Consider the following 23,002-nt stretch of genomic DNA (forward strand, 5'->3'; position numbering starts at 1 on the left):
ATGCTGCACACCGGCTAGTGCTGCGCCGCCGCCCGGCCAGCGGGCATCCGCGCTTTTGTGCCCGGCTCGCTGTCGCGTGGGGGCGGGGGAGTTGTCAGTCGTCGGAGTCGGAGTCGTCGTCCGAGTCGTTGTCATCCGCGTCGTCGTGGCTGTCGGACTTGTCCGCGGTGACCTTGCCGGACTGCAGGTCGACCTTCCAGTCGGACTCCGCGCCCTTGGAGCCGGCCGTCTCCGCGTCCCAGGCGCCGGCCGTACCGTCGTCGTCCAGGTCCACGGACGTCACCGTGCCCTTGGCGGCGGCGGCCTCCGCCGCGTCCTGTGCCGAGGTGGACGCACCCTTCAGGGCCGCGGCCACGCGGCCCGCGTCGCCGTCCTCGTCCTGCTCGGTGTGCGAGCCCAGAACCTTGCCGGTGCCGGGGTCGACCTGCACGCTGTGCCAGGTGCTGTTCTTGCCGAGCACGTCGACGTCCCAGACCAGGCCGCCGTTGTCCTCGTCGTCCAGCTCGGCGGAGACCGCCGTACCGGACTGGCCGGCCAGGGCCGCCTTGATCGCGTCGGCCGCGGTCACCTTGGTGGCCTTCACCTCGGCGGTGTTCTCCCTGGCGTCGTCGCGGTTGTCGTCCCGGTCGTCGTCGTACCGGTCGTCGTCACGGTCGTTGTCCCGGTTGCCGTCCTTCAGCTGAACGCTCGACTTCTTCGCGGCCGCCGACGACTCGTCGTCGCCGCTGCTGGCGAGCGCTGTCGCGGTGCCGCCCCCGACGAGGGCCAGGGCTGCGACGGTGGCGATGACGATGTTGCGCTTCATGAGGGGTTCCTCCCGAGTCGGTGGCTCTGCGGCCGGTGGGCCGCTGCCGTTCGCTTTCGACAAGAACCAATCTGGCTGAGCGATGCTGAAGCCAGCCTGAAGCCGCCTGAAGAACTCTTCAGGTTCGCTCTGCCACCCTGAACACATGCGCCTGTTGATCGTGGAAGACGAGAAGCGTCTCGCCCTGTCCCTGGCCAAGGGGCTGACCGCCGAGGGCTACGCCGTGGACGTCGTGCACGACGGCGTCGACGGACTGCACCGGGCGAGCGAGGGCACGTACGACCTGGTCATCCTCGACATCATGCTGCCCGGCATGAACGGCTACCGGGTCTGCTCCACTCTCCGCGCCGCGGGCCACGACGTACCGATCCTGATGCTCACGGCCAAGGACGGGGAGTACGACGAGGCCGAAGGGCTCGACACGGGCGCCGACGACTACCTCACCAAGCCCTTCTCGTACGTCGTGCTCGTGGCCCGCGTGAAGGCGCTCCTGCGCCGCCGCGGCAACGGCGGCCCTTCGCCCGTCCACACCCTCGGCGATCTCAAGGTCGACACCGCCGCCCGTCGCGTCTTCCGCGGCGAGGAGGAGGAAGTGACCCTGACGGCGAAGGAGTTCGCCGTGCTCGAACAGCTCGTCCTGAGGGCCGGCGAGGTGGTCTCCAAGGGCGACATCCTCGAACACGTCTGGGACTTCGCCTACGAAGGGGACCCCAACATCGTCGAGGTGTACATCAGCGCCCTGCGGCGCAAGCTCGGGGCGCCGCTGATCAAGACGGTGCGCGGCGCCGGATACCGCCTGGAGACCCCCCGATGAAGCGCTTCTTCAGTTCCGTAAGGGCGCGGGCCACCACAGCGGCCACCCTCGTCGTGGCCGTCGCGCTGGTCGCCGCCGGCGCCGCCGTACTGCTCTCGCTGCGCGCCAACCTGATCGACCAGGCGAGCGGCCAGGCCAAGTCCGCCGCCCGCGGGGTGGCCTCGCAGCTCGCCGGGAACACGCCCTACGACGATCTGGACCTGGACGACGAGGAGCATCCGGTCCAGATCGTCGACGGAAAAGGGCGCCTCGTCGCCGCCACCGACGACCTGCAGAGCATCAGCGGCACGGGAGTCGACGCCGTGAAGCCCGGTCCTGCGGCGTCCACGCCCCCCAAGAGCGACAGCGACAGCGACAGCGACAGCGATGACGACGGCGACAGCGAGAGCGAGGCTCCCGAACTCGGGGAGGTCTCCGACGACGAACCGCCCGTCACCTCCGGCACCGCCACCGTCGACGGCGAGACGGCGGACTACCGCTTCGCCGAGGTCGAGGTGAGCACCGAGACGAAGGGCGACCTCACCGTCCACGCGGGCGCCCCGCTCGCCGCGCAGCAGAGCGCGGTGTCCACGGCGCTGACATCCATGCTCATCGGCTTCCCGGTGCTCCTGGCCGTGATCGCCGGGGTCACCTGGCTGGTGACGCGCCGCGCCCTGCGCCCGGTGGACGCGATCCGCTCCGAGATGGCGGCGATCACCGCGTCCGAGGATCTCGCGCGCCGGGTGCCCGAGCCGGACACGCACGACGAAATCGCGCGCCTGGCCACGACCACGAACGAGACGCTCGCCGCCCTGCAGACCTCGGTCGAACGCCAGCGCCGCTTCGTTGCCGACGCCTCGCACGAACTGCGCAGCCCCATCGCCTCCCTGCGCACGCAGCTCGAAGTGGGCGCGGCGCACCCGGAGTTGCTGGACGTGGAGGGCGCGGTCGAGGACACCGTACGACTTCAGGAACTGGCCGCAGACCTGCTCCTCCTTGCCCGCCTGGACGCGGGCGAGAAGCCGGGCGACAAGCATGTGGACCTGGCGGCCCTGGCCCGCGAGGAGCTTTCGCAGCGCACCCGGGACCGCGCCGATGTCCGGACGGACCTGGAGAACGCCGAGGTCGCCGGATCCCGTAGCCAGCTGGCCCGGGTGCTCGGCAATCTCGTGAACAACGCGCAGCGCCACGCGAGCTCGCACGTCACGGTCACCACCCGCGTCGACGGCGGGTGGGCGGTCCTTGAGGTCGCCGACGACGGAGACGGTGTGCCGCCGGACGAACGCGACCGGATCTTCGAGCGCTTCGTCCGCCTCGACGACGCCCGCACCAGGGATGACGGCGGTGCGGGTCTCGGTCTCGCCATCGCGCGCGACGTCGCCGCGCGCCACGGCGGGACCCTCACGGTCCGGGAGGCTCCCGGCGGGGGAGCGCTTTTCGAGCTCAGGGTCCCGGCCGCCGCCCGGTGAGGGCGGTGCGGCCGGTGCGGGTCAGGGCTTGCCCCGCTGGGAGCGGAGGTGTTCCGCGATCGGGGTCAGGGCCTTGTGGAGTTCGCCGAGCGCCTCGGGCGAGATCAGGTCGACGAAGTGCCGGCGGACGGAGTCCACGTGGTGCGGGGCGACCCGCTGCATGGTGTCCATGCCCTCGTCCGTGAGGACGGTGTAGAGCCCGCGCCGGTCGGACTCGCAGTTCTCCCGGCGGACCAGGCCCGCGTTCTCCATGCGGGTGATCTGATGGGACAGGCGGCTCTTGGACTGCAGCGTGGCGGCCGCGAGGTCGCTCATACGCATCCGCTTCTCTTCCGATTCGGAGAGATGCACGAGGATGTCGTAGTCGTTCATGGTCAGGTTGAACGGCTGGAGGTCTTTCTCGAGCTGATAGGTCAGCATCCTGTTGACCTCCACGTGGGTGCGCCAGGCGCACTGTTCCTCGTTGGTCAGCCACTGCGGGGCCGTCTCGGTCTCCATGGAATCGATTCTACCTAAGAAGTTGAAAGGTGAACGAATGTCGGTGTGTGACGCGCGCCTCTTGCCCCCTGGTGAAGGAAGGGCACAGACGTTCGCCGTCACACTCTGCAGACTACCGCTCACAGGCCGAAGCGACGCTGGAGGTCCCCCAGTTGTCCGGGAAGGCGTGGTTGCCCCGGCTGCTGGCCGCGTTGTCCGTGCTGCCCCGGTGTGCCCTGGCCGCCCGGCACTCCCGCCTGCTGCGGGACCGCGCCCATCGCCTGCTCGGCCATGAGCGCCTCCGAGGACTGCAGGAGTACCGTGCCCGCGCCCACGAACTCGAACTGGTGCTCCTCACCTGAGGTTCCGCCGATCCCGGTCAGTGCCCGCACGCCCCCGATGACCCCGGTGAGATATCCGTGGTCGTAGTGATGGCAGGGCGAAGGGCAGTCGGCCCAGCCCACCAGGGCCTGTGGATCGACCCGGATCGGCGGTTCCATGAACACCACCGGGCCGTTCGACGCGGCCACGAACTTTCCGGTCCCGATCAGGGTCAGGAAGCCCGGCACGATGGACTGCTTCAGCGCGAGAGTTGGCTGAAAAGCGAGGAGGTTGCCGGAGCGAATGGTCAGGTTGCCGTCTTCGAGGTCGTACGAATTCACGTCGAAGGCCCGGTCGGCGAGGAGCATCTTGCCCTGGCCGTCGGCCACGACCCAGTCGCTCGCGTGCAGGGGCGAATGAAAACTCGTGCGCACCAGGCGGTCCAGGCGGCCGTGACCGATGCCGTTGAACTCGATCGACCCGTAGTAGGCGATCATCTTCCCCTTCTGCAGGAACCACTGGCTCCCCTTGAGCTCCACGCAGAAGGTGTACGCGTTCACGCTGTCGTCGCTCGGCAGCGACATCGGGTCGAGGACCGCGGGGGCTCCCGCGGGCATTGAGGGGTTCACAGCTTCTCCTCCGACGCCTGGACGTAGACCGCACCGCTCCCGGACAGCTCCAGCTGGAAGGCCTCGCCCGAGCCCCGCCCCACCATGTCGCGCCAGCCGAGCGCCGTGGAGAGTTTGTTGCGCACGTCGCCGTGGTGCGCCACATACGCCTGCGGGTCGACGTGGACCGGGCGCTGCGGGGTGATCGGCACCTCGATGACGCCGCCGTGCGCCATGACGGCGACCGAGCCATGGCCCTTGAGGGTGGTGGTGAAGAGGCCCTGTCCCGTGACCTGGCCGCGGACCATGCCCATGACGCCGCCCTGCGAGCCCATGAACATCGTGCCCTGCTGGAGCGTCCCGTCGAAGGCGAGCAGCCGGTCCGCCTCCACATAGAGGGTGTCCCCGGAGAGGCCGATCACCTGGATGTGGTGGCCGCCGTGCCCGAAGAGGACCGTGCCGCTGCCCTCGACTGTCATCAAAGGGGTGGCCTCATTGGCGACCCGGCGCCCGATCATGGAGGCCAGGCCGCCCTGGCCGCCCTGGATGTTCGGGGTGAAGGCGACGTCCCCCTTGTAGGCGAGCATGGCGCCGCGCTGGCTGTACAGCCGCTGGCCCGGCAGGACGGTCGCCTCGACCATCTTCGAATTGATCTCCCGGAAGGGCATGTCAGACGTCCCCCGCGATCGTCGTCCGCTCGCTGGGCTGGACGTAGACGAGTCCCTCGCCCTCGAAGCGGATCTGGAAGGCCTCGCCGCCGCCCTCGCCGAGCAACGTACGGAAAGTGACGCCCGACTGGAGGTTCTGGCGGAGGTCGCCCTGGTGCGCGACATACGCCCCGGGGTCCACCGTCAGCGGATACTGCCTGCTGACCCGCAGCACCACCGCCGGGCCGTCGGACATGATCGCCGCCTGGCCCGAGCCCTCGACGGTCGTGGTGAACAGGCCGTTGCCCTGTGAGGCGCCGCGGACGCCGGTGAAGTGGGTGCCGGTGCGCAGGCCCGCGTCCGTGCACAGGAGATTGCCGGCCTCGACGAAGAGCTTCTCGCCGTGCAGCGCCACGAGATTGATCTCGGTGGCCCGGTCGGCGAACCAACAGGTGCCGTGCCCCTTCACCTCCATCACCGTCATCTGCTCGCCGGTGAGACGGCGGGTCACCATGCCCCGTACGCCCTCGCCGCCGCCCGTCATCTTTTTGAAGGCCATCTGGCCGTCGTACGCGACCATCGAGCCGTTCTTCGCCTTGACGGCGTCGCCGGACATGTCCACGGCGAGCACCCTGCTGCCTTGCAGTCGGAACGTTGCCACGTATCGACGGTAGCCGTCGGATATGGGGTCGGAACAGGGCAACGGCCCCTGAGCGAACCCCGAGAACACCCCGGTGTCACAATGGGGGTCGCTTGTGCGCGCATTCACAAGATCGATAGATCGTTGCATCGATCGATGCCGCCGAGCGGCCCCGCCCCTCGCCCCCGCCTCCCTTCCGAAGGTGATCCGTGGACATCAAGACCGCTTCCGCACTCCGCCGCCTCCGCCTGGTCTCGGCTCCCGAGGCCATCTCCTTCCTGCTCCTGATCGTCTGCTCGGTGCTCAAGCGGACCACGGAATTCAACGCCGTACCGGTGATGGGCATGGTCCACGGTGTGCTCTTCGTCCTGTACGTGCTCTTCTGGCTCGACGCCTGGAACCGTACGAAGTGGAACGTGAAGACGGCCGCCCTCTACTTCATCCTTTCCGTCCTGCCGACCGGCGGCTTCTTCGCCGAGCGGAAGCTGAAGGGCGAGGCCGAGGCCGCCGTGATCGCGTCGCGCGCCCGCCGCGAAGGGGTCGTGGGCGCATGATCGTCGCCTTCTCCGTGACCCCGCTCGGCGTCGGCGAGGACGTGGGCGAGTACGTCGCCGACGCGGTCCGTGTCGTGCGCGAGTCGGGTCTGCCCAACCGGACCGACGCGATGTTCACCTCCGTCGAGGGCGAGTGGGACGAGGTGATGGACGTCGTCAAGCGCGCCGTCGCGGCGGTCGAGGCGCGGGCGCCACGGGTCTCCGTCGTCATGAAGGCGGACATCCGCCCCGGAGTGACGGACGGGATGACGTCGAAGGTCGAGACGGTGGAGCGCCACCTCTCCCAGTAGCCCCGCACAGCAAGAAGCCCCGCACAGCGAGAAGCCCCCGCCGGTCGCCGACCGGCGGGGGCTTTCTTCTTGACCCGTAACCCGTGCCACCCCGCAACTCCAGTCAAACCGCTCAGGTTAAAACCCCTCGCACGGACGCATCCGGTTCGACACGCCGGGAAAACTCCACTTTTGTATGGGTATCGGCTAGTTCGCATCTGAACCTGCCGGAGCCAGATCACCCACGACCTGGAGGCGCTGTGCGGCCGGAGGGCTACGACTACGACACCCACAGCACACTCGCCGGTCCGCTCACCGAGCCGGACGACGGCGACCGCTATCGGGTGCAGTACAACAAGCTTCTCTCCAGCGAGCCCCACCGAATACGGGCCGTCATCCTGATGACACTCGCGCCCGTCCTCACCGGCCTCCTGCTCGTCTACCTCGTCTGGCCGACCCACTGGACGGAACGCGAGGGCGGCGATCGCTGGCTCATCGGTCTCGACATCACGATGCTCGCGGCGATCGGCCTGATCGAGCTCTTCATGCTCGTCAACGTCATCTCGATCGCCCACGCGACGATGGTGGCGAGGGACCCGATCCCGGTCACCCCCGAACCCGGCACCCGCGTCGCCTTCCTCACGACGTACGTACCCGGCAAGGAACCCCTCACCATGGTCCGCGCCACCCTCGAAGGGGCCATGCGGATACAGCACACCGGCCCCCTCGACGTCTGGCTCCTCGACGAGGGCGACGACGGCGAGGCGAAGGCGCTCTGCGCGGAACTCGGCGTACGCCACTTCACCCGCAACGGCGTCCCCGAGTGGAACCGCGAGAAGGGTGTCCACAAGGCCCGCACCAAGCACGGCAACTACAACGCCTGGCTCGCGATGCACGGCGGCGACTACGACTTCTTCGCCTCCGTGGACACCGACCACGTCCCGCTCCCCAACTTCCTGGAGCGGATGATGGGCTACTTCCGTGACGAGGACGTGGCGTTCGTCGTCGGACCCCAGGTGTACGGGAACTACGACAGCCCCGTCACCAAGGCCGCCGAGTCCCAGCAGTTCCTCTTCCACGCCCTGATCCAGCGCGCGGGCAACTGCTACCGCGCGCCCATGTTCGTCGGCACCAACAACGTCGTACGCATCCGGGCGCTCCGCCAGGTCGGCGGCCTGTACGACTCCATCACCGAGGACATGGCGACCGGCTTCGAGCTGCACCGCCACAAGAACCCCGCCACCAGGCGTCACTGGCGCTCCGTCTACACCCCGGACGTGCTCGCCGTCGGCGAGGGCCCCGCCTCCTGGACGGACTTCTTCACCCAGCAGATGCGCTGGTCGCGCGGGACGTACGAGACGCTGTTCAAGCAGTTCTGGAAGGCACCGTTCACGATGCCGCCCGGCCGTCTCTTCTCGTACACGATGATGCTCGTCTACTACCCCATGACGGCGGTCAACTGGCTGCTGGGCGTGCTCAGCTGCGTCCTCTTCCTCTGGTTCGGCGCGTCCGGCACCCAGGTCGCCGCATCCGTCTGGCTGATGCTCTACAGCGACGCGGCAGCGCTCCAGATCGGCCTCTACCTCTGGAACCGCCGCCACAACGTGTCCCCGCACGAACCGGAGGGCTCCGGAGGCCTCGCCGGCATGGCGATGTCCGCGCTCTCCGCGCCCATCTACGCCAAATCGCTCGGCGCCGCCCTCGTGCGCCGCCCGAGCCGCTTCGTGGTCACGCCCAAGGGCGGCGACGCGAGCCCGGACCGGGTGCTCACCTTCCGGATCCACCTCTTCTGGGCGGCCGTCCTCTCCAGCTCGCTGGTCGCCTCCTTCGTGCTCGACCACACCCATGTGGCCATGCGCACCTGGGCCGTCCTCGCCTTGGCCATCTCGCTCGCCCCGATCGCGATCTGGAGCTTCTCGCTGCTCATGGAGCGTCGCGCACGCAAGGCGCGCGGCGAGGTCCGCGAGCGGGCGCGGCAGCGCGGCAGGCAGGACGCGGAAGGCCTCGCGACCGCGGGCGCCGACGGCGAGCCGGAGCCGGCGTTCGCCACCGGTACGACGACTGGAGGTAACTGACCCATGGCTTACCGGCCCTCCAAGCGCACCAAGAAGACGCTCCTGGGCGTCGGCGCGGGCGTCCTGCTCGTAGGACTCAACGCACCGGCGGCGCTCTCCTTCGCCGAGGAGAAGTACCACGCGTACAAGATCGCCCAGCCCGGCTACAAGGCCAAGTACGGCTCCTGGCAGCAGATCGGCATCCCCGACGAGTTCCGCACCAACGCCATCCACGCCGCGCTCCTGCACACGGGGAAGGTCCTGATCGTCGCGGGCTCCGGGAACGAGCAGAAGAAGTTCGACGCCGGGTCGTTCGACACGATCCTCTGGGACCCGAAGAAGGACACCTTCAAGAAGGTCGCGACCCCGGAGGACTTCTTCTGCTCCGGACACGCCCAACTCCCCGACGGCCGCCTCCTGGTCGCGGGCGGCACGGCGCGCTACGAACTCCTCGACGGCGAGATCAACCGGGCCGGCGGCGGCATGCGCGTCAAGAACGAGAACCCCGACAAGCCCCTCGTCCTCAAGAAGGGCACCCGTTTCCGCTCGCCGTCGGGCGTGGAGTACGTCAGCAGATTCGACGTGAAGGTCCCCAAGGCCAAGCGGGACTACGAGATCACGTACTCCAAGTCCGGTGTGATGAAGCCCTGGAAGACGACGGTCAAGGCGAGCGAGGCACGCGTCTTCGTGGAAGGCGCGAGGGACGGCGAGGAGTTCGTCACCAAGAAGTCCGCGCAGTACGAGATCGAGGGCCTCACCGGCAAGGACGCCGACAACGCCTACGGGATCGCCGAGAAGATCACCATGGACAAGCAGGACTTCCAGGGGATCAGGGCGGCGTACGAGTTCGACCCGAAGGCCGAGAAGTACATTCCCGTGGAGCCCATGGAGAAGGCCCGCTGGTACCCCACCCTCGTCGGACTCGACGACGGTAAGGTGCTCGCGGTCTCCGGTCTCGACGACGTGGGCATGATCGACCCGGGCGACAACGAGATCTACGACCCGAAGACCAAGAAGTGGACCGACGGCCCCAAGCGCTACTTCCCGACCTACCCCGCGCTCTTCCTCACCAAGGGCGGCAAGCTCTTCTACCCGGCGTCGAACGCCGGCTACGGACCCGCCGACAAGGGCCGTGAACCCGGTCTCTGGGACCTGAAGACCAACAAGTTCGACAAGATCCCCGGCCTCGTCGACCTCGACCAGACCGAGACGTCCGCGTCCGTCCTGCTGCCCCCGGCCCAGGACCAGAAGGTGATGATCCTGGGCGGCGGAGGCGTCGGCGAGTCCGACAAGGCGACCCCGCGCACGGCCGTGGTCGACCTCAAGGAGGACAGCCCCGCCTTCAAGACCGGGCCCGATCTCCCGCAGGGCACCCGCTATCTGAACAGCGTGATCCTGCCGGACGACTCGGTGTTCACGTCCAACGGCTCCGGGGACTACCGCGGCCGCGGCGGGAGCAACATCCACAAGGCGCAGTTCTACGACCCCAAGAGCAACAGCTTCCGCGCGGCGGCAGACCCCGTGGTGGGCCGCAACTACCACTCCGAGGCACTGCTCCTGCCCGACGGTCGGGTCGTCACCTTCGGTTCGGACCCGCTCTACGACAACCGGCAGAACACCAAGCTCGGCCACTTCGAGCAGCGCATGGAGGTCTTCACGCCGCCCACGCTGCACAAGGCGGGCGAGAACCGGCCGGTCCTGGGCGAGGGCCCGGAGGAGCTCGCGGCGGACGGCCGTGCGACGTTCCGGACCAAGAGCCCCGGCAAGATCGCGTCGGCCCGTCTGATGCGCCCCAGCGCGGTGACGCACACGACGGACGTCGAGCAGCGGTCGATCGCCCTCGGGCTCACCAAGGGCAAGGGCGAGGTGACGGTGGACGTGCCCAGGGACGACACCGCCCTCGTTCCGCCGGGCTGGTACATGCTGTTCGTGACGGACCAGGACGGCTCTTCGTCAGAGGCGAAGTGGATCCACGTGAAGTAGCCGGATCTCTTGAACCGTACGGTCAGGCGGCCTTGGCGTTGCGTGCGAGACCGAGCGCGTAGTCGGGCCACCACTGGCCCGCCGCCGGGCCGCCCCGGCACGGTCCGTCCGAGTCGCCGGGCCGCTTGATCCACAGGGCCGCGTCGAGGAGGTCGTCACCGGTCTTGTCCGTGGGCGGAGTGCCCAGACCGCGCCCCGGCGGATTGCACCAGGCGTCCTCGCGGTCACCGGAGAGCGGGCCCTTGCCGTTGCGGCTGGTGTCCATCACGAAGTGCTTGCCGCCCACCGTCCCGGAGAGGCTGCGGCCGTACGCCTTGATGGTCGCGTCGCTCTGGAAGTTCGACACGTTCAGGGCGAAGCCGTCCGCCCGCGCGATCCCGGCCTGCGTGAGCGGTTCGGTGAGCTTGTCCGCCTGGTTGATCCACCCCGGATTGCCCGCGTCCAGATAGACCTTCACCCGGGGCTGCCGCTTGAGCCGCTCGATCGCTTCGGAGAGCAGTGAGGAGCGCTCGGCGTGGTACTCGGCCGGGGTGCAGCCGTCCACGATGTGCGCGACGGCGTCCGGCTCCAGGACGACGACGGCGGACTTGTCGCCGATGGCGCCGGCGAACTTGTCGATCCACTGCCGGTAGAAGTCCGAGCTGTGCGCGCCGCCCGCGGAGTGCTGGCCGCAGTCGCGGTGCGGGATGTTGTACGCGACCAGTACGGCGGTGCGGTCACTCCCTGCGGCACCGTCGACGGCGGCCTTGATGTCCGGGGCCGGGTCGTCGCCCGCGGGCCACACCGCGAGGGGCTGCTCGGAGATCCGCTTCAGCGCGTCGGCGTCCTGCGTGCGGCCCTCCTGCTCCCACTGCCGCACCTGCCGGGCGGCGGCGCTGTCCGGGTCCACCCAGAAGGCGCTCTGCGAGGCCTTCTTGGCGGCGCCGGTCGTGGCGCCGGCCTCGGCGGCCGTCCGCTCCTTGTCCTTCGTGCCGGAGTCGGAGGAGCACCCTGCCGTGAGTCCGATGGCCGTGAGGGCCGTGAGTGCGGTGAACGTACGGAGCAGCCGGTGCATCCAGCCCCCTTGGGCGACGGGTGGGCGGCAATCGTTACATAACGGCCCAATCGCCCATGGTTGCGACACCGGGCCGGACCCGGATGCCGAGCGGCGTGCGCACTGCCGAGCGGGCCGGACTCCGTCAGACGCCCCCGCCGGCCAGCGCGATGCCGAGCGGCGTGCGCTCGTACAGCACCTGATGCCCGTACCGCCGCGAGACGAGGAGCCCCGCGCCCCGCAAGGCACCGAGGTGCGCGGAGACCGACGAGGGGGCGAGCCCCAGACGATGGGCGAGCGCCGACGTGGTGGCGGGGTCGGCGAGCGCGGCAAGGACGGTCGCCCTGCCCCGCCCCAGGAGCCGTACGAGCGCCTCGGAGGTACGGTCGCTCGGCTCGGTCCACAGCCCGGCGATGCCGCGCGCGGGATAGACCAGGGTCGGCTGCCACGGCGGATCGTGGCCGCCCACCACGTCCGGCCAGGCGAAGACGCTGGGCATCAGGACCAGGCCCTGCCCCGCCAGATGCCGCACGTGGTTGTCCCGCCGCGCGACGGTCAGTGTCTCCGCGGCCCACGTGAACCTCGGGTCGAGCTCGGCGACAAGGGCGCCGAGGCCGACCTCCGCGAGCCGCCGCGAATGGAAGGCGACGTCCGCCTCCAGGAGCGCGCGCAGCCGGGGCCAGTCCGGCTCGACCAGGGTGTGCCAGGCGGCCTCCATGGCGTCGGCGAGATCCCGCACCGCGCGTGCGGGATCGGCGAGCAGCGCCCGCCCCGGGGGAGATTCGGCGGCCCCTGCCGTGCTGGCGAGCGCCCGCACCAGCTCGTTCCGTACGGCCTCGGGGTCGGCCGCGCGCACGGCCGCGATCTCCTCCTCGAAGGTGGCGGCGGGGCCGATGGGTGGAGGGCCGATGAAGTCCGGGCTGTAGCCGCGCGACGGCATGAGCAGCCACAGCGCTTCGAGTTCGAGCCCGGCACTCGCCCCGCGTATCCGCCGCAGCCACTGCGGGTGGTAGCCGTGCCGGTCGGGCCGCTTCAGGGTGCGTACGGCTTCCTGCGTCTCCCACAGGGGCGAGACGGCGAACCGGCAGCGCAAGAGATCATCGGGCCCGAAGTGCAGCCGGTTCGGCACGGATCCACCCCCTCGCGGTCCTCGACATTCGCCTGGCACCGAAACTTTAGGGCGAGGGGCACGCGCGCGTGCAGGGTGCGGGCATGTCCGAAGAGAACCCCACCACCCCCGAACCCGTCGCCGCACCCGCCCCCGAACCCACCGGCTACCTCCGCCTCTTCACGATCCGCGAGTTCCGCGCCGTCTTCCTCGCCCACGCCTTCTCGCTGCTCGGCGTCGTCGTCAGCGAGGTCGCGCTCACCGTGCTCGTCTACGGGCTCACCGGATCGCCCCTGCTCAGCGCGCTCACCTTCGCGCTCGGGATGCTCCCCTATCTCGTGGGCGGAACTCTGCTCTCCGGGATCGCCGACCGCTATCCGGCGCGGCGGGTGCTCGTGCTGTGCGACGTGGTGTGTGCCGGATGCGCCGCCCTCATGGCCGTGCCGGCCACGCCCGTCTTCGGGCTGCTCGCGCTGCGGTGCGTGATCGCCGTCGTGTCGCCCGTGTTCAACGGGACGCGGATGGCCACCCTCACCGGCATCCTCGGCGACGGGGACCTGTTCGTCCTCGGGCGTTCCCTGCTCCGGATCGTCTCGCAGAGCTCCGTGCTCGTCGGGTTCGGGCTCGGCGGCGTCCTGCTCACCGTCGTCCCGCCGCGCGGGGCGCTCCTCATTACCGTCTGCACGTTCGCCGTCTCCGCGCTGCTCCTGCGGTGCGGGACGCGACGCAGGCCCGCGCGCGAAGGCGCCGGGGCCGCGCTGATGAAGTACTCGCTCAGCGGCACGCGGCACGTGCTCGGCGACCGGCGGATCAGGTCCCTGCTGCTCCTCCTGTGGGCGCCGCCCATGTTCATGGTCGCCCCGGAGGCCCTCGCCGCTCCCTACGCCGACCAGATCGGCGTCGGTGTCGCGGGCGTCGGACTCCTGATGTGCGCGCTGCCGGTCGGCACGATCGCGGCGGAGCTATACGCCGGGTCCGCGCTCTCCGCCACCACGCGGGCCCGCATCGCCCTGCCGCTCGCCTCGTTCACCCTGCTCCCGCTCACGGTGTACGCCCTCACGCCCGGCCTCCTGTGGGCGATGCTCGCCCTCGCCCTCGCCGGCGCCGGATCCGCGTACACGCTGGGCGTCGACCGGTGGTTCGTGGACGCGGTGCCCCAGGAGCTGCGCGGGCGGGCCATGACCGTGCACACGGCGGGGCTCATGACGATCCAGGGCGTCGGGATGGCGCTCGCCGGCCTCGCGGCGGAGTTCTTCGCGGTGAGCACCGTCGTCACGGCGTCGGGTGTCCTCGGCACGCTCTGCTGCCTCGCCCTCGCGGCCGAGGCCCGCGCCACGCACCGTACGGCGACGCACGGCGCATCCGACGGTCCGCGGGAACAATCGACCGAATTGCGAGACGGGGCTGACCACCATGTGACCGGCGGGTAAGGTCTTTGGCGTGCCGAAGCCGCTCAGCCTTCCCTTCGATCCCATCGCCCGCGCCGACGAGCTCTGGAAGCAGCGCTGGGGATCCGTACCGGCGATGGGCGCGATCACCTCGATCATGCGGGCGCACCAGATCCTGCTGGGCGAGGTCGACGCGGTCGTCAAGCCGTACGGACTGACCTTCGCGCGGTACGAGGCGCTGGTCCTCCTCACGTTCTCGCAGGCGGGCGAGTTGCCGATGTCGAAGATCGGCGAGCGTCTGATGGTTCACCCCACGTCCGTCACCAACACTGTCGACCGCCTGGTCAAGTCCGGTCTGGTCGACAAGCGCCCCAACCCGAACGACGGGCGCGGCACGCTCGCCTCCATCACGGAGAAGGGCCGCGAGGTCGTCGAGTCGGCCACTCGCGAGCTGATGGCCATGGACTTCGGGCTCGGTGTGTACGACGCCGAGGAGTGCGCGGAGATCTTCGCGATGCTGCGGCCGCTGCGGGTGGCCGCGGCGGATTTCGAGGAGCAGTAGGGGTACGGCGGAGGCGCGGTGGGGGAGCGGCAGACTCCTGTGTTCCGCTTGTTCCGGGGCCGCCCGAAGATCGCGCAAAACGGGCCGATACGCTCGTAGGCATGAAGCGATCCGTGCTGACCCGTTACCGGGTGATGGCCTACGTCACCGCCGTCATGCTGCTCGTGCTGTGCACCTGCATGGTGTTCAAGTACGGGTTCGACAAGGGCGAGGGTCTGACCCTGGTCGTCTCCCAGGTCCACGGCGTGCTCTACATCATCTACCTGATCTTCGCCTTCGACCTGGGCTCCAAGGCGAAGTGGCCGTTCGGGAAGCTGCTCTGGGTGCTCGTCTCCGGCACCATCCCCACCGCCGCGTTCTTCGTCGAGCGCAAGGTCGTGCGCGAGGTCGAGCCGCTGATCGTCGACGGCTCCCCGGCCACCGTGAAGGCGTAAGCGCTCCGCTGGGAGTGCGGTGACGGACCTGCGGGCCGGTGGGGGCTGGTCGCGCAGTTCCCCGCGCCCCTTACGGGGCCCGTCCCTCGCCTCGAAGCCCCGCCACGGACATACCCGTGGCCCCGCTGCGGAGCAGCTAATGTCGCAGCGCCTCGACATTTACTAGGACGTCCTAGTAAATTCGAAGGTATGGACGCTGACGCCATCGAGGAGGGCCGCCGTCGCTGGCAGGCCCGGTACGACACCGCGAAGAAGCGCGACGCGGATTTCACCACGCTCTCCGGCGACCCGGTCGAGCCGGTCTACGGGCCACGCCCCGGGGACGCCTATGAGGGATTCGAGCGGATCGGATGGCCCGGCGAATACCCCTTCACGCGCGGACTCCACCCCACCGGCTACCGCGGCCGGACCTGGACCATCCGCCAGTTCGCCGGCTTCGGCAACGCCGAGCAGACGAACGAGCGCTACAAGATGATCCTGGCCGCGGGCGGCGGCGGACTCTCCGTGGCCTTCGACATGCCGACCCTGATGGGCCGCGACTCCGACGAGCCCCAGTCCCTCGGCGAGGTCGGGCACTGCGGGGTCGCCATCGACTCGGCCGCCGACATGGAGGTCCTGTTCAAGGACATCCCGCTCGGTGACGTCACGACGTCGATGACCATCTCCGGGCCCGCCGTCCCCGTCTTCTGCATGTATCTGGTCGCCGCCGAACGGCAGGGCATCGACCCGGCCGTCCTGAACGGCACGCTCCAGACGGACATCTTCAAGGAGTACATCGCACAGAAGGAGTGGCTCTTCCAGCCCGAGCCGCACCTGCGCCTCATCGGCGACCTGATGGAGCACTGCGCGCGGGACATCCCCGCGTACAAGCCCCTTTCGGTCTCCGGCTACCACATCCGCGAGGCCGGGGCGACGGCCGCGCAGGAGCTCGCGTACACCCTCGCGGACGGCTTCGGGTACGTCGAACTCGGCCTGAGCCGCGGCATGGACGTGGACGTCTTCGCGCCAGGACTCAGCTTCTTCTTCGACGCGCACCTGGACTTCTTCGAGGAGATCGCCAAGTTCCGTGCCGCGCGCCGGATCTGGGCCCGCTGGATGCGCGACGTGTACGGCGCGCAGACCGACAAGGCCCAGTGGCTGCGCTTCCACACGCAGACGGCGGGTGTCTCGCTGACGGCCCAGCAGCCGTACAACAACGTCGTACGGACCGCTGTCGAGGCCCTCTCCGCGGTCCTCGGCGGCACGAACTCCCTGCACACGAACGCCCTCGACGAGACCCTCGCCCTGCCGAGCGAGCAGGCCGCCGAGATCGCGCTTCGCACGCAGCAGGTGCTCATGGAGGAGACGGGCGTCGCCAATGTGGCGGACCCGCTCGGCGGCTCCTGGTACGTCGAGCAGCTCACCGACCGCATCGAGGCCGACGCCGAGAAGATCTTCGAGCAGATCAAGGAGCGGGGGCGTCGCGCCCACCCGGACGGGCAGCACCCGATCGGGCCGATCACCTCGGGCATCCTGCGCGGCATCGAGGACGGCTGGTTCACCGGGGAGATCGCCGAGTCGGCGTTCCAGTACCAGCAGTCCCTGGAGAAGGGCGACAAGCGCGTCGTGGGCGTGAACGTCCACCACGGGTCCGTCACCGGCGATCTGGAGATCCTGCGGGTCTCTCACGAGGTGGAGCGGGAGCAGATCAAGGTCCTTGGTGCGCGGCGCTCCGCGCGGGACGATGCGCGGGTTCGTGCCTCGCTTTCAGCGATGCTGGTTGCCGCCCGCGACGGGTCGAACATGATCGCCCCCATGCTGGAGGCGGTTCGCGCGGAGGCGACGCTGGGGGAGATCTGCGGGGCCCTGCGGGATGAGTGGGGGATTTATACCGAGCCGCCGGGGTTCTAGTTCGGGTTGTTTGTGGTGCGTGGGGATCTGCGGGTTCGTTTTGGCTGGTCGCGCAGTTCCCCGCGCCCCTTACGGGGCCCGGGGGATCTGCCGGCCCGTTGTGGCTGGTCGCGCAGTTCCCCGCGCCCCTTCGGGGGCTCATCTGGCGTCCCTGGAAACTCGTCCGAAAAATGTGGGTGTCAGATGCACGGGGCTGGGTAGGCGCCGCCCGTCCAACCGTCCTGCCCCTGGAGTCACCCTGTGTCACCCGTGAGCCTGCCCGGCCCCACTCGTACCGCTGTGATCGCCATCGGAGCCGCCACGCTCACGCTTCTCGGTGCGCTGACGGTCTATGGATCGGGTGAGGTCAGTGCGAGCCCGCCCGCGGAGCCGAAGGTCCAGGACGCCTTCGACTCGCTCGGCCCCGCGGTGCACGCGGCGAAGCTCTCGAACGGCCGGACGGCCCACTACTCCGACACGGGGAACAAGAAGGGCAAGCCCGTCCTCTTCATAGGCGGCACCGGCACGAGCGCCCGTGCCGCGCACATGACGGACTTCTTCCGGTCGACCCGCGAGGACCTCGGCCTGCGCCTGATCTCCGTCGAGCGCAACGGCTTCGGTGACACGGAGTACGACGAGAAGCTCGGCAAGGCGGACTTCGCCGACGACACCCTCGCAGTCCTCGACAAGCTCGGCGTCGACGACGTGAGCGTGATCGCGATCTCCGGCGGCGGCCCCTACGCGGCGGAGCTCGCCGGACGCGCCCCCGAGCGCGTATCGGCCCTGCACCTCGCCGCTGCCCTGCCGCCCTACGGCACGAAGCCCGAGTACTGCTCGATGTCCGACGACGAGCTCGCCGACACCGTGAAGGACTCCATCAAGGACCCGCGCAAGTGGTGGGCGTTCCCGGACGACAGCCCCGTGAAGTCGATACCGGGCTTCGCCGACACGGCGTACGAGGAAGGCGCGCGGACCTACAACCAGCGCGGCCAGCAGGCGGACCCCGCGCCGCAGGTGCACGAGCAGAAGCTGTACTGCGGCCGTCCGGGCCCGGACCTGAAGAAGCTCGACGCCCCCGTGTACCTCTACGGCGGCAAGAAGGACACCACCGTCCCGCCGACGACCCTCAAGACCTGGCAGGACGCGCTGCCGGGCAAGGCGAAGGTGCGGACGTACGCGGACTCCGGGCACGACGTGCAGTACCGCCACTGGGACCAGATCCTGGTCGACCTGGCCGGGCACGGCGACCGCACGGTCATCTGCCGCGGCAAGCACACCCGCGTCCTGCCCGCGGGGGAAGCGGACCGCCTCGTCGCCAAGGACAAGGCCACGCTGGGCAGCTGCGCCTGGAAGAACAACTGAGGACGGCTGAGGACGGTTAGCCGGGCAGCGTCAGTCTGAACAGCGCGCCCCCGCCCGGTGCCCCCTCCGCCGAGAGTTCCGCGCCGTGCGCGTGGGCGATCTGGCGGGCCATCGCGAGGCCGAGGCCCGAGCCCGGCAGGGCGCGGGCCTTCTCCGCGCGGTAGAAGCGGTCGAAGACGTACGGCAGGTCCTCCTCCGCGATGCCGGGCCCGTGGTCGCGGACCGTCAGGGCGGCAGGAGTGAGGGCGACCTCCACCGGGGTGCCCGGCGGACTGAACTTGGCCGCGTTGTCCACGAGGTTGGTGACGAGGCGGGAGAGGCGGGCCGGGACGCCGGGGATGCTGGTGCCGTCGGCTTCCGGCGCCACCTGGAGCGTGAACGGCACCTGCGGCCAGTGGCCGCGCGCCGCGTCCACGACGTGGGCGACCAGGGGAGCGAGCCGTACTTGCTCCAGGAGGGGCTGCGGCTCCTCGTCGCGGGCCAGCTCGATCAGGTCGTTGACCATGCCGGTGACTTCGCGGAGCTGGCGGCCGAGGGCGCCGGACGCCCGCTCGCGCTGGGCGTCGGTCAACCGGTCGGCGCGGGCGAGGAGTTCGGCGTTCGTACGCAGCGCGGTCAGTGGCGTACGCAGCTCGTGCGAGGCGTCGGCGACCAGGCGCCGCTGCGCGGTGACCGACTTCTCCAGCTCGGCCAGCATCGCGTTGAACGACGCGGCGAGGCGGGTCACCTCGTCCTCGCGGCCCGGCGGCCCCGGCGGCAGCTCGATGCGGTGGCGGGCGTCGCGGGTCGCCGTGATGCGTTCGGCCGTGGCGGTGAGGCGGGCCACCGGTGCGAGACCGGTGCGCGAGACCCAGTAGCCGCCGAGCCCCGACAGAAGCACTCCGGCGCCGCCCACCGCGGACAGGAGCCCGGCGGCCTGCCGTACCCCGCGCTCCGCGATGTCGGCGCGCAGGGCGACCTGCACGGCGTCGCCCTTGCCGTAGTGGGTGGTGTACATCCGGGTCGGCCTGCCGTGCAGCGTGAGGCTCGTGTAGTACGGCGCCCTCTTGCCGCTCGCGACCTCACGGGTGGAGGGGGCGACCGGGAGCAGATACGGCTTCGCGGGGTCGTCCGCCGGGTCGGCGGGGACGATCTGCGAGCAGGCGGGGGCGCCGAGGAAACGGCACTCGCCCGTGACGACGCCCGGCTCGTTGTCGAAATTCCGCTGCTGGGCGATGAGGCTCGCCGACTGGGCGAGGTTCTGGTCGAGTTGCTGGTAGAGCTTGAAGCGGATGACGAGGAATGCGGCCACGCACACCCCGACCGCGACCAGGGCGACGGCCGCCGCCGCGGCGAGCGCGAGGCGGGTGCGCAGCGGGCGCCTGCGCCGCCACCGGGCGCCGAGCCTGCGCCGGGCGCTCACGGGCTGCCGAGCCGGTAGCCGACGCCGTGCACGGTGTGTACGAGGCGTGGCTCGCCGCCCGCCTCCAGCTTGCGGCGCAGGTAACCGACGTACACCGCGAGGGAGTTGGAGTCGGGCCCGAAGTCGCGTCCCCAGACCGACTCCTGGATGAGCTCGCGCGGAAGCACCTGACCCGCGTTGCGCAGGAGCAGTTCGAGCAGGGTGAATTCGGTGCGGCTGAACTCGACCGCGCGGTGGCCGCGGCGGCCGGTGCGGGTCGCCGGGTCCAGGACCAGATCGGCGTACGCGAGGCCGTCGCCGTCGGCGGGGGAGTGCGGCTCGGGCGCCGCGCGGCGCAGGAGGGCGCGGACGCGGGCGACGAGTTCGTCGAGGGCGAAGGGCTTGACCAGGTAGTCGTCGGCGCCCGCGTCGAGGCCGTCGACGCGTTCGCTGACGGAGCCGAGGGCGGTGAGGACGAGGACGGGGGTGCGGTCGCCTGCGGCGCGCAGCTGGCGGCATACGGCGAGGCCGCTCAGGACCGGCATCATGACGTCCAGGACGACGAGGTCCGGCTCCCAGCGGGCGATGGCGCTGAGCGCGCGGCTGCCGTCCGCGGCGCCGCGGACGGCGTGGCCCTCGATCGTGAGGGCGTCCTCTACCGCTGCGCGGACCTCGGGGTCGTCGTCCACGACGAGGATCTTGGGCGCGGGGGTCGTTGTCACGTCGGGCCCGTCTTGTTGGACGCCTGGTTCGTCTGCGCCCGGAAGTGGTGCGTTGTGCCCACCCGTTCCGCCCTGCGGAACGCCTGCCCACAACGGGAGCGGCCCAGCAGCCCACGGCGGGGGCGGGTCGGGTGCCCACAACGGGGGCGGCAGGCCCGCTGCCCGGTCCTCGTAGATCTCATGGACCCAAGGTGCCAAACGCGGCTCTTAAAACCCTCTTAGACCTGCTCGTGATGCTCCATTGCCATGCGAACACCCGATATGCGAACTCCCGGGGCAGGGGCCGGTGCCCCTCTCTCCGTCGTCATCGGCGCGGGCGGCACCGGCGGGCACATCTATCCGGGGCTGGCCCTCGCCGACGCCCTGCGGCGGGCCGTGCCGGGGGCGGTCGTCTCCTTCGTCGGTACGCGGCGGGGCCTGGAGACCCGGCTGATACCGGACGCCGGTTACCGACTCCACACCGTCGACATGATCCCGTTCGACCCGTCGCTCGGCGCCAAGCGGTTCCTCCTGCCTGCGGCGCTGGTGAAGTCCGGCGCCCAGTGCCGGGCGATCCTGCGGGAGCAGGGCGCGCAGGTCGCCGTCGGGATGGGCGGTTACCCCAGCGCTCCCGTCATCGTCGGCGCCAGGATGGCCGGTCTTCCGAGCCTCATCCACGAGTCCAACGCCGTCCCCGGCCGCGCCAACCGCTTCGCCGCCCGCCTCACCCCTAACATCGCCGTCGCCTTCGACCGCAGCCGGGAGCATCTGCCGGGCGGCGAGCACGCGTACACCACCGGGATGCCCATCGCGGCGCCCCTGGCCGCGCTCGACCGGCGTGCGCTGCGGGCCGAGGCCCGCCGGGAGTACGGGGTTCCGGACGCGGCCCGGCTGCTGCTCTTCAACGGCGGCAGTCTCGGCGCGGCCCGTCTCACCGAGGCGGCCGTGGGGCTCGCCGCGCGCTGGCGGCACCGCGACGACGTGCAGCTGCTCATCAAGACCGGGCCCGCGGCTCTCGACGAGACACGGCGGCGTCTCGCGGAGGCGGGCGTGGAGGCGACGGCCCGCGCCGTTCCCTACCTGGACCGGATGGACCTCGCGTACGCCGCCGCCGACCTGGTCGTCTGCCGGGCCGGTTCGGCGACCGTCGCCGAACTCGCCGCCACCGGGGTGCCCGCCGTCCTCGTCCCCTACCCGCACGCCCCCGGCGACCACCAGACCCACAACGCGCGGGTCCTCTCCGACGCGGGCGCTGGGCTGCTCCTTGCCGACGGCGAGACGACGGCGGCGCGGCTCGCGGAACTCGTCGGACCGCTGCTCGCCGACCCGGCGCGGCTCGCCGCGATGAGCGGGGCGGCCGATCCGGGCCCGCACGCGCGGGCCGCGGACCTGCTCGCCGAGCGGGTCATTCAACTCACCCACCACACAACGCACTTGGAGTACGCATGAGCAGCATCGACGGCACCTTCGGCTGGACCGGCCGCACCGTCCTCGTCACCGGGGCGGAGGGCTTCATCGGCTCGACGCTCGTCGACCTGCTCCTGGAGCAGGGGGCGAAGGTCCGCGCCTTCGTGCACTACAAGCCGTACGCGGAGAAGGGGCACCTCGCGCATCTCCTCGGGGACCCGCGGGTCGAGATGCTCGCGGGCGACGTACGGGACGCGGGGCGCGTGATGGACGCGGTGGCGGGCTGCGACACCGTCTTCCACCTGGCCGCGCTGATCGGCATCCCGTACTCGTACGACTCTCCCGGCGCTTACGTCCAGACGAACGTCGTCGGCACCGAGAACGTCGCGGAGGCGTGCAGGCGGCACTCGGTGCGGCGGCTCGTCCACACGTCCACCAGCGAGGTGTACGGGACCGCGCTGACCGCTCCCATCTCCGAGGAGCACCCGCTCCAGCCGCAGTCCCCGTACTCCGCGTCGAAGATCGGCGCCGACATGATGGCGCTGTCCCACTTCCACGCGTTCGAGCTGCCGGTGACGGTGGTGCGGCCCTTCAACACGTACGGGCCGCGGCAGTCGGCCCGCGCGGTGATTCCCACGATCCTGGCCCAACTGCACGCCGGTGCGCGGGAGATCAAGCTGGGCTCGCTGACGCCCACGCGGGATTTCACGTACGTGACGGACACCGCGCGGGGCTTCATGGCGCTCGCGGCGTGCGAGGCGGCGCTGGGGCATGCGGTGAATCTCGGGGTGGGCCAGGAGATTTCCATCGGTGACCTGGCGGAAGCCCTGATCGCGGCGTCCGGCCGCGAGGCGGAGGTGGTCGTCGACCCGTCGCGCCTGCGTCCCTCGGGCAGTGAGGTCCAGCGGCTCCTCTCGGACAACTCCAGGGCGCGGGAGTGGGCGGGGTGGACTCCGTCGGTTTCCTTGAGCGAGGGCTTGAAGCGGACGTCCGCTTGGGTCGCGGAGAACCTGCACCTGTTCGCTGCCGACCGCTATCAGGTCTGAGCTTCACCTGCGGGCCGGTGGGACGGCCCCTGTCCCGCCGCTTCGCGGCGGATGTTCCCCTCCCGCCCACCCGTGATCCTGGGTAATCGGG

The 23,002-nt window shown here is 70.3% G+C and carries 22 protein-coding genes; 13 read left to right on the forward strand and 9 right to left on the reverse strand.

Annotated elements, in window-relative coordinates; all coding sequences use genetic code 11:
- Positions 1–94: 94 nt before the first annotated feature.
- The gene (locus tag ACWFR3_RS43280) at positions 95–805 is read right to left on the reverse strand and encodes a PepSY domain-containing protein (protein WP_453740191.1); all 711 of its coding nucleotides are present in this window, start codon (positions 803–805) and stop codon (positions 95–97) included.
- Positions 806–950: 145 nt separating this feature from the next.
- Between ACWFR3_RS43280 and ACWFR3_RS43285 the strand changes: the two genes are divergently transcribed.
- Together ACWFR3_RS43285 and ACWFR3_RS43290 are read left to right on the forward strand one after the other, a co-directional pair.
- A complete protein-coding gene (locus tag ACWFR3_RS43285) occupies positions 951–1,619 on the forward strand; it encodes a response regulator transcription factor (RefSeq protein WP_453740192.1) in 669 nt (222 codons plus the stop codon).
- Positions 1,616–3,067 carry a sensor histidine kinase gene (locus ACWFR3_RS43290; protein ID WP_453740193.1) on the forward strand — a complete coding sequence of 484 codons (1,452 nt, stop codon included), beginning with the start codon at positions 1,616–1,618 and terminating at the stop codon, positions 3,065–3,067. The genes ACWFR3_RS43285 and ACWFR3_RS43290 overlap by 4 nt, the downstream gene beginning before the upstream one ends.
- Positions 3,068–3,088: 21 nt before the next feature.
- Here the strand turns inward: ACWFR3_RS43290 and ACWFR3_RS43295 are convergent, their stop codons facing one another.
- From ACWFR3_RS43295 to ACWFR3_RS43310, 4 genes are all read right to left on the reverse strand, one after another.
- Positions 3,089–3,565 carry a MarR family winged helix-turn-helix transcriptional regulator gene (locus tag ACWFR3_RS43295; protein WP_453740194.1) on the reverse strand — a complete coding sequence of 159 codons (477 nt, stop codon included), beginning with the start codon at positions 3,563–3,565 and terminating at the stop codon, positions 3,089–3,091.
- A 119-nt stretch (positions 3,566–3,684) separates the two neighbouring features.
- Positions 3,685–4,482, reverse strand: coding sequence for an AIM24 family protein (locus tag ACWFR3_RS43300; RefSeq protein WP_453740210.1), 798 nt, complete (start codon positions 4,480–4,482; stop codon positions 3,685–3,687).
- Between the two features lie 8 nt (positions 4,483–4,490).
- The gene (locus tag ACWFR3_RS43305) at positions 4,491–5,141 is read right to left on the reverse strand and encodes an AIM24 family protein (protein WP_453740195.1); all 651 of its coding nucleotides are present in this window, start codon (positions 5,139–5,141) and stop codon (positions 4,491–4,493) included.
- Position 5,142: 1 nt separating this feature from the next.
- On the reverse strand, positions 5,143–5,781 hold the full coding sequence (locus tag ACWFR3_RS43310; protein WP_365860681.1) for an AIM24 family protein: 639 nt from the start codon (positions 5,779–5,781) through the stop codon (positions 5,143–5,145).
- Between the two features lie 188 nt (positions 5,782–5,969).
- On the opposite strand from ACWFR3_RS43310, the gene ACWFR3_RS43315 reads away from it, so the two are divergent.
- The 4 genes from ACWFR3_RS43315 (at position 5,970) to ACWFR3_RS43330 (ending at position 10,620) form a co-directional block, all read left to right on the forward strand.
- Positions 5,970–6,314 carry a DUF3817 domain-containing protein gene (locus ACWFR3_RS43315; RefSeq protein ID WP_453740196.1) on the forward strand — a complete coding sequence of 115 codons (345 nt, stop codon included), beginning with the start codon at positions 5,970–5,972 and terminating at the stop codon, positions 6,312–6,314.
- Positions 6,311–6,604, forward strand: a complete 294-nt coding sequence (locus tag ACWFR3_RS43320) for an MTH1187 family thiamine-binding protein (protein ID WP_135330232.1) — start codon at positions 6,311–6,313, stop codon at positions 6,602–6,604. Before ACWFR3_RS43315 ends, ACWFR3_RS43320 begins: the two co-directional genes overlap by 4 nt.
- 239 nt (positions 6,605–6,843) lie before the next feature.
- The gene (locus ACWFR3_RS43325) at positions 6,844–8,658 is read left to right on the forward strand and encodes a glycosyltransferase family 2 protein (protein WP_453740197.1); all 1,815 of its coding nucleotides are present in this window, start codon (positions 6,844–6,846) and stop codon (positions 8,656–8,658) included.
- 3 nt (positions 8,659–8,661) lie between these two features.
- On the forward strand, positions 8,662–10,620 hold the full coding sequence (locus tag ACWFR3_RS43330; protein WP_453740198.1) for a galactose oxidase-like domain-containing protein: 1,959 nt from the start codon (positions 8,662–8,664) through the stop codon (positions 10,618–10,620).
- Positions 10,621–10,642: 22 nt separating this feature from the next.
- On the opposite strand, the gene ACWFR3_RS43335 is transcribed toward ACWFR3_RS43330, so the two are convergent.
- Together ACWFR3_RS43335 and ACWFR3_RS43340 are read right to left on the reverse strand one after the other, a co-directional pair.
- Positions 10,643–11,674, reverse strand: a complete 1,032-nt coding sequence (locus tag ACWFR3_RS43335) for a glycoside hydrolase family 6 protein (RefSeq protein WP_453740199.1) — start codon at positions 11,672–11,674, stop codon at positions 10,643–10,645.
- Positions 11,675–11,798: 124 nt separating this feature from the next.
- Positions 11,799–12,782 (reverse strand): DUF5937 family protein, encoded by a 984-nt coding sequence (locus ACWFR3_RS43340; RefSeq protein WP_453740200.1) that lies wholly within the window; start codon positions 12,780–12,782, stop codon positions 11,799–11,801.
- A gap of 83 nt (positions 12,783–12,865) precedes the next feature.
- Here ACWFR3_RS43340 and ACWFR3_RS43345 point away from each other — a divergent pair, with 83 nt between their 5' ends.
- The 5 genes from ACWFR3_RS43345 to ACWFR3_RS43365 all read left to right on the forward strand — a co-directional run bounded on the left by ACWFR3_RS43345 (position 12,866) and on the right by ACWFR3_RS43365 (position 18,376).
- The gene (locus tag ACWFR3_RS43345) at positions 12,866–14,191 is read left to right on the forward strand and encodes an MFS transporter (RefSeq protein ID WP_453740201.1); all 1,326 of its coding nucleotides are present in this window, start codon (positions 12,866–12,868) and stop codon (positions 14,189–14,191) included.
- A 10-nt stretch (positions 14,192–14,201) separates the two neighbouring features.
- Positions 14,202–14,711: a MarR family winged helix-turn-helix transcriptional regulator gene (locus ACWFR3_RS43350; protein WP_453740202.1), complete on the forward strand. Its 510-nt coding sequence runs from the start codon at positions 14,202–14,204 to the stop codon at positions 14,709–14,711.
- Positions 14,712–14,812: 101 nt separating this feature from the next.
- On the forward strand, positions 14,813–15,145 hold the full coding sequence (locus ACWFR3_RS43355) for a DUF3817 domain-containing protein (protein ID WP_453740203.1): 333 nt from the start codon (positions 14,813–14,815) through the stop codon (positions 15,143–15,145).
- A 189-nt stretch (positions 15,146–15,334) separates the two neighbouring features.
- Positions 15,335–17,035, forward strand: a complete 1,701-nt coding sequence (locus ACWFR3_RS43360) for an acyl-CoA mutase large subunit family protein (protein WP_453740204.1) — start codon at positions 15,335–15,337, stop codon at positions 17,033–17,035.
- Positions 17,036–17,275: 240 nt separating this feature from the next.
- Entirely contained in the window at positions 17,276–18,376 is a 1,101-nt protein-coding gene (locus ACWFR3_RS43365) for an alpha/beta fold hydrolase (RefSeq protein ID WP_453740205.1), read from the forward strand.
- 16 nt (positions 18,377–18,392) lie between these two features.
- On the opposite strand, the gene ACWFR3_RS43370 is transcribed toward ACWFR3_RS43365, so the two are convergent.
- The gene (locus ACWFR3_RS43370; RefSeq protein WP_453740206.1) at positions 18,393–19,778 is read right to left on the reverse strand and encodes a sensor histidine kinase; all 1,386 of its coding nucleotides are present in this window, start codon (positions 19,776–19,778) and stop codon (positions 18,393–18,395) included.
- Complete coding sequence (locus ACWFR3_RS43375) at positions 19,775–20,479, reverse strand: response regulator transcription factor (RefSeq protein ID WP_453740207.1); 705 nt, start codon at positions 20,477–20,479, stop codon at positions 19,775–19,777. The genes ACWFR3_RS43370 and ACWFR3_RS43375 overlap by 4 nt, the downstream gene beginning before the upstream one ends.
- A gap of 246 nt (positions 20,480–20,725) precedes the next feature.
- Here ACWFR3_RS43375 and ACWFR3_RS43380 point away from each other — a divergent pair, with 246 nt between their 5' ends.
- Together ACWFR3_RS43380 and ACWFR3_RS43385 are read left to right on the forward strand one after the other, a co-directional pair.
- Positions 20,726–21,907: a UDP-N-acetylglucosamine--N-acetylmuramyl-(pentapeptide) pyrophosphoryl-undecaprenol N-acetylglucosamine transferase gene (locus ACWFR3_RS43380; RefSeq protein ID WP_453740208.1), complete on the forward strand. Its 1,182-nt coding sequence runs from the start codon at positions 20,726–20,728 to the stop codon at positions 21,905–21,907.
- Complete coding sequence (locus ACWFR3_RS43385) at positions 21,904–22,911, forward strand: SDR family NAD(P)-dependent oxidoreductase (protein ID WP_453740209.1); 1,008 nt, start codon at positions 21,904–21,906, stop codon at positions 22,909–22,911. Before ACWFR3_RS43380 ends, ACWFR3_RS43385 begins: the two co-directional genes overlap by 4 nt.
- The last annotated feature ends 91 nt before the right edge of the window (positions 22,912–23,002 follow it).

Source organism: Streptomyces sp. NPDC055189, assembly GCF_053606765.1.

Excerpts from the sequence above, each read along its gene's own strand:
- ACWFR3_RS43355 (WP_453740203.1), top strand. The coding sequence starts at position 14,813 with ATGAAGCGATCCGTGCTGACCCGTTACCGGGTGATGGCCTACGTCACC.
- ACWFR3_RS43335 (WP_453740199.1), bottom strand. The coding sequence starts at position 11,674 with ATGCACCGGCTGCTCCGTACGTTCACCGCACTCACGGCCCTCACGGCC.
- ACWFR3_RS43385 (WP_453740209.1), top strand. The coding sequence starts at position 21,904 with ATGAGCAGCATCGACGGCACCTTCGGCTGGACCGGCCGCACCGTCCTC.
- ACWFR3_RS43280 (WP_453740191.1), bottom strand. The coding sequence starts at position 805 with ATGAAGCGCAACATCGTCATCGCCACCGTCGCAGCCCTGGCCCTCGTC.
- ACWFR3_RS43345 (WP_453740201.1), top strand. The coding sequence starts at position 12,866 with ATGTCCGAAGAGAACCCCACCACCCCCGAACCCGTCGCCGCACCCGCC.
- ACWFR3_RS43360 (WP_453740204.1), top strand. The coding sequence starts at position 15,335 with ATGGACGCTGACGCCATCGAGGAGGGCCGCCGTCGCTGGCAGGCCCGG.
- ACWFR3_RS43320 (WP_135330232.1), top strand. The coding sequence starts at position 6,311 with ATGATCGTCGCCTTCTCCGTGACCCCGCTCGGCGTCGGCGAGGACGTG.
- ACWFR3_RS43295 (WP_453740194.1), bottom strand. The coding sequence starts at position 3,565 with ATGGAGACCGAGACGGCCCCGCAGTGGCTGACCAACGAGGAACAGTGC.
- ACWFR3_RS43300 (WP_453740210.1), bottom strand. The coding sequence starts at position 4,482 with ATGCCCGCGGGAGCCCCCGCGGTCCTCGACCCGATGTCGCTGCCGAGC.
- ACWFR3_RS43285 (WP_453740192.1), top strand. The coding sequence starts at position 951 with ATGCGCCTGTTGATCGTGGAAGACGAGAAGCGTCTCGCCCTGTCCCTG.
- ACWFR3_RS43290 (WP_453740193.1), top strand. The coding sequence starts at position 1,616 with ATGAAGCGCTTCTTCAGTTCCGTAAGGGCGCGGGCCACCACAGCGGCC.
- ACWFR3_RS43330 (WP_453740198.1), top strand. The coding sequence starts at position 8,662 with ATGGCTTACCGGCCCTCCAAGCGCACCAAGAAGACGCTCCTGGGCGTC.
- ACWFR3_RS43305 (WP_453740195.1), bottom strand. The coding sequence starts at position 5,141 with ATGCCCTTCCGGGAGATCAATTCGAAGATGGTCGAGGCGACCGTCCTG.
- ACWFR3_RS43380 (WP_453740208.1), top strand. The coding sequence starts at position 20,726 with ATGCGAACACCCGATATGCGAACTCCCGGGGCAGGGGCCGGTGCCCCT.